11 protein-coding genes are annotated in these 13,462 nt (G+C 68.3%); 6 read left to right on the plus strand and 5 right to left on the minus strand.

All coding sequences use genetic code 11. The features are described from left to right. Window positions 1-131: 131 nt before the first annotated feature. Both IF11_RS0126255 and IF11_RS0126260 read right to left on the minus strand, forming a co-directional pair. Complete coding sequence (locus IF11_RS0126255) at window positions 132-986, minus strand: SMP-30/gluconolactonase/LRE family protein (RefSeq protein ID WP_030354203.1); 855 nt, start codon at window positions 984-986, stop codon at window positions 132-134. Window positions 987-1,012: 26 nt separating this feature from the next. Continuing rightward, entirely contained in the window at window positions 1,013-1,798 is a 786-nt protein-coding gene (locus IF11_RS0126260) for an SDR family NAD(P)-dependent oxidoreductase (protein WP_030354204.1), read from the minus strand. 271 nt (window positions 1,799-2,069) lie between these two features. Here IF11_RS0126260 and IF11_RS0126265 point away from each other — a divergent pair, with 271 nt between their 5' ends. Together IF11_RS0126265 and IF11_RS0126270 are read left to right on the plus strand one after the other, a co-directional pair. Then, window positions 2,070-4,103, plus strand: coding sequence for a beta-galactosidase (locus tag IF11_RS0126265; RefSeq protein WP_078490931.1), 2,034 nt, complete (start codon window positions 2,070-2,072; stop codon window positions 4,101-4,103). Window positions 4,104-4,171: 68 nt separating this feature from the next. Beyond that, a complete protein-coding gene (locus IF11_RS0126270) occupies window positions 4,172-5,155 on the plus strand; it encodes a LacI family DNA-binding transcriptional regulator (protein WP_030354206.1) in 984 nt (327 codons plus the stop codon). Here the strand turns inward: IF11_RS0126270 and IF11_RS0126275 are convergent. Genes IF11_RS0126275 through IF11_RS0126285 form a run of 3 tightly spaced genes read right to left on the minus strand, consistent with a single transcriptional unit; the run spans window position 5,152 to window position 7,022 of the window. After that, on the minus strand, window positions 5,152-6,195 hold the full coding sequence (locus IF11_RS0126275) for a mannonate dehydratase (protein WP_030354207.1): 1,044 nt from the start codon (window positions 6,193-6,195) through the stop codon (window positions 5,152-5,154). The two genes, IF11_RS0126270 and IF11_RS0126275, sit on opposite strands and share 4 nt — an antisense overlap. After that, on the minus strand, window positions 6,192-6,314 hold the full coding sequence (locus IF11_RS41035) for a hypothetical protein (RefSeq protein ID WP_407706315.1): 123 nt from the start codon (window positions 6,312-6,314) through the stop codon (window positions 6,192-6,194). The genes IF11_RS0126275 and IF11_RS41035 overlap by 4 nt, the downstream gene beginning before the upstream one ends. 27 nt (window positions 6,315-6,341) lie before the next feature. Beyond that, window positions 6,342-7,022, minus strand: coding sequence for a GntR family transcriptional regulator (locus IF11_RS0126285; protein ID WP_030354208.1), 681 nt, complete (start codon window positions 7,020-7,022; stop codon window positions 6,342-6,344). A gap of 179 nt (window positions 7,023-7,201) precedes the next feature. Here IF11_RS0126285 and IF11_RS0126290 point away from each other — a divergent pair, with 179 nt between their 5' ends. The 4 genes from IF11_RS0126290 to IF11_RS41645 all read left to right on the plus strand — a co-directional run bounded on the left by IF11_RS0126290 (window position 7,202) and on the right by IF11_RS41645 (window position 13,237). Continuing rightward, window positions 7,202-8,488, plus strand: coding sequence for an extracellular solute-binding protein (locus IF11_RS0126290; protein WP_240627506.1), 1,287 nt, complete (start codon window positions 7,202-7,204; stop codon window positions 8,486-8,488). A gap of 85 nt (window positions 8,489-8,573) precedes the next feature. Continuing rightward, window positions 8,574-9,467 (plus strand): carbohydrate ABC transporter permease, encoded by an 894-nt coding sequence (locus IF11_RS0126295; RefSeq protein ID WP_206300563.1) that lies wholly within the window; start codon window positions 8,574-8,576, stop codon window positions 9,465-9,467. Next, the gene (locus IF11_RS0126300; RefSeq protein ID WP_051746226.1) at window positions 9,467-10,387 is read left to right on the plus strand and encodes a carbohydrate ABC transporter permease; all 921 of its coding nucleotides are present in this window, start codon (window positions 9,467-9,469) and stop codon (window positions 10,385-10,387) included. Before IF11_RS0126295 ends, IF11_RS0126300 begins: the two co-directional genes overlap by 1 nt. Before the next feature lie 27 nt (window positions 10,388-10,414). Then, window positions 10,415-13,237, plus strand: a complete 2,823-nt coding sequence (locus tag IF11_RS41645; protein WP_030354212.1) for a fibronectin type III domain-containing protein — start codon at window positions 10,415-10,417, stop codon at window positions 13,235-13,237. Window positions 13,238-13,462: the final 225 nt, after the last annotated feature.

Genomic DNA, 13,462 nt, shown 5'->3' on the forward strand with positions numbered 1-13,462 from the left:
GCCTTGCGATCGCCGCTCGGCATCCGAAGGAGGAATCAAGGCGCCGAGACGGAGAGAGCGCAGCGAACGCAGTGCACCGGACGCCGCCAGGCCCGCCCTTCGGGCGGACGGCGCTACTTTGAAGACAGGCCCTAGCCGGCGAACGCCGTGGACGGCAGGCCCACGGCGCCCACCCCTTCGACGGCGAAAACAGATCCCGCGGGGTCGTCGTCGGCGAGTTCGAGCCCTTCGCGGGCCGACGTGACGTACAGAACGTCCAGCCCGGGCCCGCCGAACGCACAGGACGACGGCTGGTGCACGGGCAGCGGGAGTTCACCGAGCAGGTCCCCGTCGGGGGAGATCCGTACCACCCGGTCGCCGCCCCAGATGGCGACCCACAGGCACCCCGCCGCGTCGACGGTGAGTCCGTCCGGCAGACCCGTGTGCGCGGGCATCCGGAACAACGTGCGCCGCCGGCTGATCCCGATGCCCTCGGGTTCGGCATCGAAGGCGTAGATCTCGCCGGCGACGGAGTCGGCGAGATAGAAGACGTGCCCGTCGGGACTCCAACCGAGCCCGTTGGGCAGGGCCAGTCCGTCAAGGACCACACGGCTCGTCCAGTCGGGCATGAGAACGTGCAGCGCGCCCTTGCCGCGTTGGAAGTCCATCGTGGTGCTGCCGGCCCAGAACCGCCCGTGCCGGTCGCACTTCGCGTCGTTCATGCGCTCGCCGTCGGGCAGGATCGCGCGCCGGACGGTCATCGTTCCTTCGGTGCCGACGGACGCGAATCCCTCGGCCGTCGCGGCGACGAAGCCTCCGCCGCGTCGTGGTACCGCGGCGCCGATGTGCGTCGGCAGCGCGAGGCTGCTGGTCCGGCCGGTGACCGGGTCGCCGGTATGGATGTGTCCGGCGGGGATGTCCACCCAGTGCAGGCGGCCGGTCTCCGCGTCCCACACTGGTCCTTCACCGACGCGGGCCCTGCCGGGGAACGCGACCTCGGTCGTCATCGAAAGTCCTCCGGAGCCGGCATCACTCATTCGGGAAGCACCACCGCGGCGTTGGCGAGCAGCCCGCCGTCGACCGGCAGTGAGATGCCGGTGATGAAACTGGCGCGGTCGCTCGCCAGGAAGGCGATCGCCTCGGCGACCTCATCGGGGCGCGCCACCCGTCCCAGCGGGTGCATCCGCCCCCAGGACTCGACGAGTGACTGCGCGGCCCGGTCGCTGCCGTCGGAGAAGGTGCGGGCCGAGGTGCGCAACATCGGGGTGTCCACCGACGCGGGGCAGACCGTGTTGGCTCTGATCCCGTTCTTCGCCTCGTCGATCGCGATCGATCGCGCGAGCGCGTTGAGCGCCCCCTTGCTGGTGGTGTACGCGGCGACGGCGGTCTGGGTGACGAAGGCCTGGACGGACGAGACGATCACGATCGAGCCCGCTCCACGGGAACGCAGGTGGGGCAGCACGTATTTGACGGCGTGGAACGTGCCGGTCACATTGACCGCGAGCACTTCGTTCCATTCATCGGCGCTTGTCTCCGCCGCCGTGCCGTACCGCTGGATTCCGGCGGCGGCGACGAGGAGATCGAGTCCGCCGTGCCGGGCGGCGACATCCGCGACGAGCCGGGCGACGGCGGTCTCGTCGGTAACATCGACATCGACGTGTTCGACTCCGGACAGCGGAGCGGCGTCGGTGCCGGGTGTCGGTGGGACCCCGGCGGCCACGACCGTCGCACCGCGCGTCGACAGCAGTTGGGCTGTCGCGCGTCCGATACCGCTGAGTCCACCGGTGACGAGGGCGACCTTGCCATCGAACTCCGCCACGATCCACTCCCCTTGATGTGTTCACGGACCTCGCGCCCCGCAGGCACGGGGGCGGCCGCGACAGGCGATCCCGTCGGACGGCCGCCGGGTTGACGGGCCGGACGGGTTGCGATTCGGTGGCGCCGACCTCACTCTAAACAACGTTGTCTCACGTCGCTAGGGTGAGGGCGTTAGGGCCTGTGCTGAGTTGTCCCGTGGGAGAACTCAGCGCAGACCCTTGGACGCTCGGGCTGTTCCGGGCGGACTTGTCGGCCAGTGAGGAGCAGAACTCGTGACCGCGGAGTGGATTCGATGGCCCGGCAACGTCCTGGCCCGGTACGGCGGGCGACCCGTGGCTTTCGGGGGCGATTACAACCCGGAACAGTGGGACGAGAGCGTGTGGCCCGAGGACATGCGCCTGATGCGCGAGGCCGGGGTCAATCTCGTCACGGTCGGTGTCTTCTCCTGGTCGATGCTGCAACCGACGCCCGATCGATGGAACTTCGGATGGCTCGACCGGGTACTCGACCTGCTGCACGCGAACGACATCGCGGTCGATCTCGCCACGGCCACCGCGTCACCGCCGCCGTGGCTCACCACCCGGTTTCCGGAGGTCCTGCCCGTCGACCGGGACGGGCGGACGATGTCGCAGGGCGGACGCCAGGCCTGGTCACCCTCGTCGGCGGTCTACCGCGAGCATGCGCTCGCGCTGGTGGAGAAGATGGCGGAACGCTATGGCGAACACCCCGCTCTCGCGCTGTGGCACGTCTCCAACGAACTCGGCGGCCACAACGCGCGGTGCTACGGCGACGCCGGCGCCGTGGCCTTCAGGAGCTGGCTCAAGGAGCGGTACCGGGGCTCGCTCGACGAGCTGAACGCCGCATGGACGACGAGCGCGTGGAGCCAGACGTACTCGGCGTGGGAGCAGATCCAGCCCCCGCGGCTGACGTTCACCGACTCGAACCCCACCCAGGTGCTGGACTTCGACCGGTTCAGCTCCGATCAACTGCGGGAGCAGCTGAGGGCGGAGACCGCCGTGCTGCGACGGGTCACGCCGGCTGTGCCGATCACCACCAATCTGGTGCTCTTCGACGCAGGGAAGAACATGAACTACAGCTCGTGGACCGACGACATGGATCTCATCGCGAGCGACCACTATCCGAGGCCGACCTCCGACGCCCAGGTCGAGCTGTCGTTCTCGGCCGACCGGGCACGCGGACTGTCTCAGGGGAAGCCGTGGCTGCTCTTGGAGACCGCCACCGGCGCCACCAGCTGGCGCCCCGTCAACCCCGCGAAGCGGCCGGGGCAGCTTCGGCGGGACGTGCTCTCCCACCTCGCCCATGGAGCCGACGGTATCTGCTTCTTCCAGTGGCGGGCTGCCCGGGCGGGCGCCGAGCGGTTCCATTCCGCGATGCTTCCGCACGCCGGGCCCGACACCCGGAAGTTCCGGGAGGTGGCGGCGCTCGGCAGGGAGCTGGCCTCGTGCGCCGACGCGCTCGGAAGCAGGGTGGTCGCGGACTGCGCACTGCTGTTCTCCGAGGAGTCGTGGTGGGCGGCCGAACGGGAGTCGCATCCGCACAACGGCCTCTCGTACATGGAAACCGCCCTCCACTGGTACCGGAGTCTGCGGGACGCGGGCCTCACCACCGATGTTGTACCGCCGTCGGCAGACCTGTCGGGCTACCGGCTGATCATCGTGCCCATGCTCTATCTGGTGTCCGACCAGGACGCGGCCGCCCTCGCCGCGGCCGCCGAGGCGGGGGCGAGCGTGATCGTCACGTACTTCTCCGGCATTGTCGATCCGTTCGACCGGGTGCGGCTCGGCGGGTATCCCGGCGCGTTCCGCGAGCTGCTGGGCGTACGAGTGGAGGAATTCGCCCCGATGGTGGAGCCGGACCGCGTGGAGATCGACGGGGTGACGGGTCCCGCCCAAGTCTCCACCTGGCACGAGGAGATCGATCTCACGGACGCGGAGGCCGCCGCCCGGTATGTCGGCGGTGACTTCCCTGGCGCGCCGGCGATCACCCGCGCGACCCGGGGCGAGGGGGAAGCCTGGTACGTGGGCGTGGAGTTGGGCGCCGACGCCCGTACCCGTCTGGTGGGAGTGATCGCGGAACGGGCCGGGGTGACGGCCGCGTCGCCGGACGGCGGGATGGAGATCGTGACGCGCCGCTCGGCCGATCACGACTATGTCTTCCTCATCAACCACGGCGACACCGGGACGACCGTGCCCGGGTCCGGAACCGACCTGCTGGACGGCTCCGTTCACACGGGAGAGGTCAGGGTACCCGCGGGCGGGGTACGGGTCGTCAAAAGGGTCCGCTGAGAGGCGGCGGAGTACGATCGGTCGGTAGCAGTCGTCGGCTGGAGACAACGGTGCCGCGCAACCCCACGATGAACGACGTCGCTCGCGAAGCACGGGTCAGTCTGAAGACCGTCTCGCGTCACGTCAACGGGGAGACCAACATCGATCCCGAACTCGCGGCGCGGATCGGTGCGGCGATCGTGAAGCTGGGCTACCGCCGCAACCTCTCGGCGGCGAGTATCCGGCCCGGTCGGACGAGCAAGACCATCGGTCTGGTCTTCAGCGACCTCGCGAACCCCTACTACTCCACGCTCGCCCGAGCCGTCGAGAGCGTGGCGGACGCGGCGGGTTACCTCCTCACCATCGCCAGTTCCAACGAGGAAGGGCCGCGCCACGACCGTTTGGTGGACCGGCTCCTGGAGCAGCGGGTGGACGGCTTGATCGTCGTACCGCCGCGACATGCCGCCCGCGACTGGTCCGAGGTCCCTCCGCCCATCCCCCCGCTGGTCTTCCTGGACCGCCCCGCGCTGTTCTCCGGCGCCGACGCCGTGCTCGCCGACAACGCGGGCGGGGCCCGCGACGCCACCCTCGCGCTCTCCCGCGCCGGTGCGCGGCGCATCGCCTTCGTCGGTGACTCGCCCGACATTCACACGATGCGTGAACGGCACGCCGGATACGCGGCGGCGCTCGCCGAGGCCGGGATGGCCGTCGACGACTCACTCACGATCACGACGGCGCACACCAAGGAGCAGGCGGAACGCGCGGTCGGCGCTCTGCTGCGGGATGACTCGGCCGACGCCGTCTTCGCGGCCAACAACCGTTCCACGATCGGCGCGTTGCTCGCGTTCCAGCAGGCCGGCCGACGGCTGCCACTCGTCGGCTTCGACGACTTCGAGACTTCGTTGCTCGGCAACCCTCCGGTTTCGGTGGTGAGCCAGGACATCGAGCTGATGGGGCGCACCGCCGCGGAGTCGGTGCTCGGCCGCCTCCGGGGCGACACCTCGCCGGTCAGCACCCGGGTGTTGCCCACATGGCTCATCCTCAGAGGATCGGAGAAGCCTGAGCGGAACTAGGTCCTGTCCGGCTCGTTCAGCGCCAGGCCGTTCAGGACGCCTTGCAGATATCCGATCGCATGTGCTCGGCCTCGGCTGCAGTACGCCTCGGACGATACGTCGCCCCAGGTGTCCAGATCCCCGATCATGGCCGGGACATGGTCGTCGATGAGGAATCCGTCGAATCCGGAGTCGTGGAGCCGGCGGATCACGCGGGCCGGATTGAAGTTGCCCTCCCCGAGGAAACATTCGCTGAAGCGCGGCACTGTGCCGCGGACGTCCCGGAAGTGGACGTAGAAGATGGCCGGTCCCAGCCGGTCGATCACCTCGTTGACGCTCTCCTCCCCAGCCATCTCCGACACCGTTCCCAGGCAGAGGTTCAGCCCCCATGACGGACTGCCGCCCGCCTGCTTGTGGGCCCGGCCAATGGCGTCCGGAGACGTGAAGATCCGCGCTATGCCGCCCAAGGGCTCGGATGTGGGCGGATCGTCGGGGTGCAGCGCGAGCCGCACACCGACCTCCTCGGCGACGGGCAGGACGGCGTCGAGGAAGTACTGATGGTTCGCCCACATCCGCTCGGCCGTGATCGGCGCGTCCACGGGATGGTCCGGGGTCAGCCGGTACCCGGCGAGCGCGTTGCCGCGGTGGATGTCGGCCAGGTCGAAGGCGGTGACCTTGGCGCCGCCGCGTCCCGTCGCGGCCATGTCGGTGCGCCAGACATAGGTGGCAAGGAAGTTGTAGCCGAGCAGGTCGATTCCCACGGCGGCGAGGTTGCGGATGGTCTTCCGGTAGTTCTCGATCTGCTCGTCGCGGCCGGGCAGACCGCGTTGGATCTTCCAGAAGTGGGCGAGCGGAACGTTTTCCAGGCCGTCGATCGCCAGTCCGTCCGCGTCGCAGCGGTCCCGGAGGGCCCGCAACTCGGCCAGGCTCCAGAATCCGTCGACTCCCGGCAGCAGGTCCGGAGTGTGGAGTTGCACGCCGGACAGCCCGAGTTGGTGGGCGAAGGTCGCGATCCGGGAGTCGTACGTGTCGATGTGGCCGAGGGAGAGTCGTACGCTCATGCCTGGCCGACCCGCTGCCGCTGCCGGCCGAGCCCGTCGATCTCGAACTCCATGACGTCGCCTTTCTGCAGATGGGGGAAGTGGCCGGACAACGCGACGCCTTCGGGCGGGCCGGTCACGAACGCGTCCTCCCGCTGTCTTCGTGGTCAATCGGTGAAGTAGCCCGGGTACTCGGAGCGCAGCGCCGGGCCGCGTTCCAGGGCGCGCCGGGCGTGCCGGCTGATCAGGGCGCGGCCGGCCAACAGATCCGTCTGCTCCAGCGCGTCCACGATCAGTCGATGCTCGTCGATCAGTTCACGCATCGCGGCGGAGTCGGGCAGGGAGAGCCGGCGGAGCCGGTCCAACTGCAGCTTCATCCGCTGTACGGCCTGCCACGCTTTCGGATAGCCGCTGAGCGTGAAGATCTCGCAGTGCAACGCCTCATCGGCTTTGAAGAAGGCGTCGTAGTCCTCGGTGCGATAGCTGTGCTCCTGCCGTTCCAGCAGTTCGCGGAGCACGGTGACGTCCGGTTTCGGGCCGGAGCACGCCGTTTCGAAGGCCGCGACCTCCAGGCTCTCGCGGACGAAGCGCGCCTCTTCCACGTCCCGCAAGCGGATCAACCCCACGCGCGTGCCCACCTGCGGCACGACATGGACGAGTTCCGCGTCGACGAGCCGCGCGAGGGCCTCGCGCACCGGCGTGCGACTGACGTGCAGTCGCTTGGCGAGGTCCGTCTCGGACAGGGAGGCTCCAGGTGCGAGCCGCAGTTCGCGGATCGCGGAGACCAACTCGTCGTAGACGCGGTCGGACGTCCGCGCCCGCGCACGGTCGCGGGTGATCGGCGACAAGGCCGGGCCGTCCGGGACCGGCGCCGGCTCGGGGCCGCGTGATGGTTGAGGGGGATTCACGAAATGATCGTTGCATGTCAGGAACTTGTATGCAAGTATCCCGCCGTTCACCTCCCACCGGGAGACCCGGCGGCGACAAGGGCATCCGTACAACCAGGAATTGAGAGGCAGTCATGGTCATGCGAAGGGCAAGACTCGCCGCGGCGGCCCTCCTGGCCGCCGCCGGCATCATGCTGGCGGGGTGCAGTGGCGACAGCGGGACGAGCGCCAACGGCCCGGCGGAGATCACCTTCTGGGGGTGGGCATCGGGCTACGAGAAGTCCGTCGAGCTCTGGAACGCGTCACACCCCGACATCCAGGTGAAGTACGAGGCCATCACCGACGGCGGCGCGGGCGGCTACGACAAGATGTTCACGGCCGCCAAGGCGGGCAAGGCCCCGTGCCTGGCGCAGATCGGCTACGAGACGTTCACGAGCTTCCTGGCCGCCGGCATCCTGCAAGACGTCAGCGGCGACGTGGAATCGCGACGGGGCGAGTTCGCCGACTGGGTGTGGGGCAACGTCGGCGTCAACGGCAAGGCCTACGGTGTGCCGGTCGACACCGCGCCGATGGCCATGTTCTACCGCGCCGATCTCTTCGAGGCCGCGCATATCGCCCCTCCAAAGACCTGGGAGGAGTTCGCCGCGGCCGCCGCCAAGGTGAAGACCGCCGATCCGTCGGCCCGCATCATGAACCTCCCCACCGACCCGTATCTCTACGCCGGGTTCGCCTGGCAGGGCGGTGCCCCCTGGTTCGGTGTCAAGGATGACGCCTGGTCCGTGTCGCTCGACAGCCCCGCCAACACCAAGGTCGCCCGCTACTGGCAGGGCCTCTTCGACCAGCAACTCGTCACCTCCTACCCCTCCTTCGACGCGGCGCTGTACTCCGCGTGGAGCAAGGGCAAGGTCTGGGCCGAGGTCGGTCCGGTCTGGTCGGCGTCCCTCATCCGTGACAACGCCGCGGACTCCGCGGGCAAGTGGGCCGTCGCGCCCATGCCCCGGTGGGGCACCACGGACTCGGTCGGCAACTCGGGCGGATCGGCGACGGCCGTCATGAAGGACTGCGCGAGGCCGAAGGAGGCCGCTGAGTTCGCCCTGTGGATGTCGACCGACACCGATTCGGTGTCCAACCTGATCGCGTCCGCGGCCATCCTCCCTGCCTCCAAGTCCGGGCTCGCCAACACCGCGCTGGACGCTCCGCAGAGCTACTTCGGCGACCGGCCCATCTACCAGACGTTCCGTCAGGAGGCGGCCAAGGTGAACTCCAGTTGGCGGTGGGGTCCGGTCATGTCCACCACGGCCACGGCGCTCGGTGACGGCCTCGGCAAGGTGCACACCAAGAAGGCGACATTCGAGGACGCCCTCGGCGACGCCCAGAAGGGAACGGACTCCGCGCTGCGCTCCCAGGGATTCTCCGTGAGCGAGTAGGTCCTCGCGGGGGCCGCGGCCACGCGACCCCCGCGCATCCGCATCCCCGCCCCGCCCCGCCACAGAAGAGGTGACCGTGTCTGCCGTGACGATTCGGCGGCGCCGAATCCGCGAGCTTCGGCGAGCCGCGCCGTTCGTACTGCCCTTCCTCCTGCTCTTCGTCATCGTCTACCTGGTACCCACCGGGTACTCCGTGGGCCAGAGCTTCTTCGCCGTGCAACGCTCCGGCCTCGGCCTCGGCGGGGCCGAGACCGCCTTCGCGGGCTTCGACAACTACGTTCGGGTGTTCCAGGACGGGGACTTCCTCGCGTCCCTGGGCCGGGTGGCCTTCGTCGGCGTCATCCAGGTGCCGGTGATGCTCGGCATCGCGCTCGTGCTGGCCCTGCTCATCGACTCGACGGCTTCGAAGGGACGCGGCTTCTTCCGGATCGCCTACTTCGTGCCGTACGGGCTGCCCGGGGTGATCGCCGGCCTGGTGTGGTCGTTTCTGTACGCGCCCACGCTGAGCCCCCTCACCAGAGGATTCGCGTCGATCGGCATCGACGTCAGCTTTGTCACCGACAGCGCCCTTCCGTTCTCCATCGCCAACATCCTGACGTGGGCATGGACCGGCTACAACACGATCCTGATCTACGCGGCCCTGCAGGCCGTCCCCGAGGAGACGATGGAGGCCGCCGCCCTCGACGGCTGCTCCGGCTGGAAGGCCGCGCTGCTCATCAAGGTCCCGCAGATCCGCCCGGCCCTGCTGCTCACCCTGGTCTTCTCGATCATCGGCACGTTCCAGCTCTACAACGAGCCGGTCACCATGAAATCCGTGGCACCGAATCTGTCGTCCACCTACACGCCGATCATGGCCGCCCTCCGTTCGCTCTCGGCCAACGACTTCAACTACGCGGCCGCGCAGTCCGTGGTGCTCGGCGCGCTGATCTGCGTGCTGTCCGTCTTTGTCTTCCGCGCATCGGCCAGGAGCGTCGACTGATGACCGCCACCACGCAATCGCCCACACGCATCGAACCCACGGCCGAGGAGCCGAGGCCGCGGCGCCCCCGGGCGCATCCGTTCACGACGGTCAACCCCGCCTCGCGCCTGTTCGTGCTGGCCGTCATGTCCCTCTTCGCGCTCTACTTCCTGCTCCCGGTGTGGTGGCTGGTCGTCTCCGCCACCAAGCGAAGCGGAGAGATCTTCTCGGGCAATGGTTTCTGGTTCGGCGAACACTTCGCCCTCGTGCGGAACATCCAGACCCTGTTCGAAGCCCAGGGCGGCATCTACTCCCGCTGGTTGCTCAACTCGCTGCTGTACGCGGTGGGCGGCGGGATCGTGTCCACGCTCCTGGCGTCCATGTGCGGATACGCGCTCGCCAAGTTCCCCTTCCCGGGGCGCGAGGCGGTCTTCGGAACGGTCCTCGCCGCCGTGCTGCTTCCCGCTCCCGTCCTTGCCATCCCGCTCTACCTGGTGTTCAGCTACACCGGGACCATCAACACCTTCTGGGCCGTGTTCATCCCGAGCATCGTCAGCCCCTTCGGCGTGTACCTCAGCCGGATCTACGCCGCGTCGTCGATACCGGACGCGCTGGTCGAGTCCGGCCGTCTCGACGGGGCGGGCGAACTGCGCATCTTCGCGATGTGCGTACGGCTGATGGCGCCCGCGATGGTCACGATCTTCCTGTTCCAGTTCGTCGCGATCTGGACGAACTTCCTCCTGCCCTCGCTCATGCTCGCGGACACCTCGCTCCAACCGGTGACCGTGGGCCTCGTCGGCTGGCGCGAACTCCAGGGCTATCCCATCAGCTACACCACCGTCGTCACGGGCGCGCTCGTCTCGGTCGTGCCGGTCGTCGCCATGTTCGTCTCGCTGCAGTCGTTCTGGAGCAAGGGCCTCGTCACGGGAGCCGTCAAATAGCACACCGCATCAACGAATGGATGATTCATGAACATCCTGACGCGAGCATGGTCGTGTCTGTGCGTCACGGTGCTCCTCGCGGCACCGTCCACTGTCGCCCAGGCAGCCGACCCCCCGCCCACCAACCTCCTCGCCGCCGACATGGACACCGGGTTCGACAGCGGCACCAGCTCGCTGACCCAGTCGAACCCGGCGTCGGGAGGCACCCAGCAGATCGTGAGCGCCGGCGGCGACAACGCGCTCGAACTGCGCGACGCGTCCCAAGGCACCAACCTCTCCAGCTACTTCTACCAGCGCTGGTCCGCCGGCGCGTTGAAGGACCGCATCAACGCGGTCTACCGCCAACCGGTCGGCAGCCCGGCCCAGCAGTTCGCCCTGCGATACGACCTCAAGCGCAGCGCCGCCAGCGACAAGCCGGTCGCCAAGGACATCTACGCGCAACTCCAGTTCGGCAACTCCGACAACAATCTCGTGCCGAGGTTTCCCGTTCCGGCGGTGAGCATCACGACCGTCTCCGCCTATACCGACAGCTCCGGCGGCCTGACGCGAGTCGACGACACCGACCTCCCGCCGTACCGCTTCATGATCGTGCCCAACGGCGGGCAGCGGCTGATCTCGACGGTCGAACTCGGATTCTCGGTCCGGGCCGACACCGGAGGCACCGACGAGGCGATCACCGTCGACAACATCGGCATCTACGAGGTGGGCGACCCCATCACCGACACGCAGCCGCCGACCTCGCCGACCTCGCTCACCCGCACGGCCGCCTCCGCCGGGAGCGTTTCGCTCGGCTGGACGGCGTCGACCGACAACGTCGGCGTGACCGGATACGACGTCTTCCGCGACGGCTACCAGATCGCGTCCGTCACCGGGACCACCACCTCGGCGGTCGTCGGCGGTCTGATGCCCGACACGAAATACACCTTCACGGTGCGGGCGAGGGACGCGAGTGGCAACGTCAGCGCGTCGAGCGCGCCCCTCAACACCTCGACCGGACCCTACGTGCCCGAGTCGCCCGCCCCGTACCCCGGAACCCAGCAGACCCGGGCGCAGTGGCTGTGGGACAAGACCAAGGCCATGAAGGAGGAGAGCGGCGCCCTCAACGTGGCGCAGTACACCGCTCAGTTGGCGGACGGAGAGAACGCGGCGACGAACCTCGCCAAGCTCGACACGCTCTTCCAGAGCTACGACTACGAGCAGTACAAGACCATGGCGAAGATGTACTCGTACCTCATGGTCGGCGAGAAGTTCGACGCGGACATGCTCGCCCATGTGCGCGGCTACTTCGGCTCGTACGCCTACCAGAAACTCGCGCAGACCGAGAACCTGCGGATGAGCAACTACGCCACGGGATACCTCGTCGGTCAGTACTTCCCCGACCTCGCGGACCTGAACGGCAATTCCGGGGCGGAGCTGATGGCCGCCAACAAGGCCAACATCCTTGAGATGGTGGAAGCGGGTGTGCGGCGCGGATGGGCGGAGTACCAGAGCCCCGAGTACACGATCATGACGTACTTCTGCCTCAACGCCCTCTACCAGTGGGCCGACGACGCCCAACTCCGTAGCCAGGTGAAGATGGCCATGGACGTGATGTGGTTCGAGTGGGCGAACGACTGGATCGATGGCTACATGATCTCGTCGGAGAGCCGGGCCAAGGGCGACGTGGCCTCGGTCAACGATCCGACGTGGCGGCCCGCGGACCACTCGACGCTCGCCTGGACGTACTTCGGCGCCCACCGCGCGCAGCAGGGAGTCGGCGAATCGGACAACCCGGCGTCCGCGGCGTACCGCCCATACCTGGAGTACGCCGGCCTCGCCGCCTGGCGGGGCATGAGGTACGCGCCGCCCGAACTCGCTGTGAAGATCGGCCAGAAGACAGACAAGTCGTACTCCTCGCGCAAGGCGAACCTGCAGAACTCCAGCGGGCGCGCGATGGATATCTACCGCACGACCTATGCGCGTCCCACCTGGGGCCTCGGCACCGAGGTGCAGTACCGTCGGGTCGACAACTGGATCGAGGATCTGCCGGTCGTGCTCCGCTGGCGGTCCGAGGCCGCGAATCCGCTGTTCCGGCTGTCGGTCGACCAGGGAAACGCCTCGATCGGTGCCTACAACCAGCCCGCCAACCACCGTGTGATGCAGAACGGTCCCACGGCCGTGGGTGTGTACAAGTCCTCGGGCGACCAGACGTCGAACTACATCAACGCGCTGTTCCCCACGAACGGTTCGATCCGGGAACGGCGTGACGTCGACGGATGGACGATCGCGAACACGGGGCCGATGTACTTCGCCTACAAGCTGGCGAAGCCCGCGACCTGGTACCACCAGACACCGAACGACCCGGCGAACAAGGTGAAGACAACGGCGCAGAACCACCCGACCGCGAGCCTCAGCTACAGCTACGACATTCTGCGCAGCCAGGCCGACAACAACGGCTGGGTGCTGGAGTCGGCGGATGCCTCCGCGTACGCCGACTTCGACGCGTTCGTGAAAGCCGTCACCGGCACCACCCGAGTGGACATGAGCCACCTGGAGGACACGAATCCGCGGCTCGTCTATCACAGCCTGAGCGGGGACGACCTCGACATCACCTTCGACTCGGCGTCGGAGGCGCCCGCCGCCACCCACCTCGTGAACGGCATGCCCGTCGACTACGGCTCGTACAAACTGTTCGACACCCCGTGGCTGCAACAGGACAAATTGGGCTCCAGGTTCGAGGCCTCGGTCGACGGCGAATCCGTCGTCTACGACTTCGACCGGTGGACCGTGACCGCCACGGACCACAAGCCGAGGGCGGGGCACCGCCCGGACCACCGGGAGGATCACCGGTCCGTCCGGCGTGGGCGGTAGGCGAAGTTCCTCATGGGCCGGTGCGGCCCTCGGCGAGCCGCTCGCCGAGGGCCGCACCGGATTCCGTCACGGGGGCGAAGACACCTGAAACCTGTGTCCGGGGTGTACCGACCCGCGCCATGAGGTCGGACGAGGGCGCCCAGGCAGCTCGCCGCGTCCGGTGGCCCACGGTCGGTGATCATGGCGACACGCTCGCCGTGCGAGGGGGCGGATCGCCGGTGACGG

Origin of the sequence: Streptomyces scopuliridis RB72 (genome assembly GCF_000718095.1) — a bacterium.
In the GTDB taxonomy this organism is placed as follows: Bacteria; Actinomycetota; Actinomycetes; order Streptomycetales; family Streptomycetaceae; genus Streptomyces; species Streptomyces scopuliridis.

Excerpts from the sequence above, each read along its gene's own strand:
- IF11_RS0126255 (WP_030354203.1), bottom strand. The coding sequence starts at position 986 with ATGACGACCGAGGTCGCGTTCCCCGGCAGGGCCCGCGTCGGTGAAGGA.
- IF11_RS0126270 (WP_030354206.1), top strand. The coding sequence starts at position 4,172 with ATGAACGACGTCGCTCGCGAAGCACGGGTCAGTCTGAAGACCGTCTCG.
- IF11_RS0126275 (WP_030354207.1), bottom strand. The coding sequence starts at position 6,195 with ATGAGCGTACGACTCTCCCTCGGCCACATCGACACGTACGACTCCCGG.
- IF11_RS0126290 (WP_240627506.1), top strand. The coding sequence starts at position 7,202 with ATGCGAAGGGCAAGACTCGCCGCGGCGGCCCTCCTGGCCGCCGCCGGC.
- IF11_RS0126300 (WP_051746226.1), top strand. The coding sequence starts at position 9,467 with ATGACCGCCACCACGCAATCGCCCACACGCATCGAACCCACGGCCGAG.
- IF11_RS41645 (WP_030354212.1), top strand. The coding sequence starts at position 10,415 with ATGAACATCCTGACGCGAGCATGGTCGTGTCTGTGCGTCACGGTGCTC.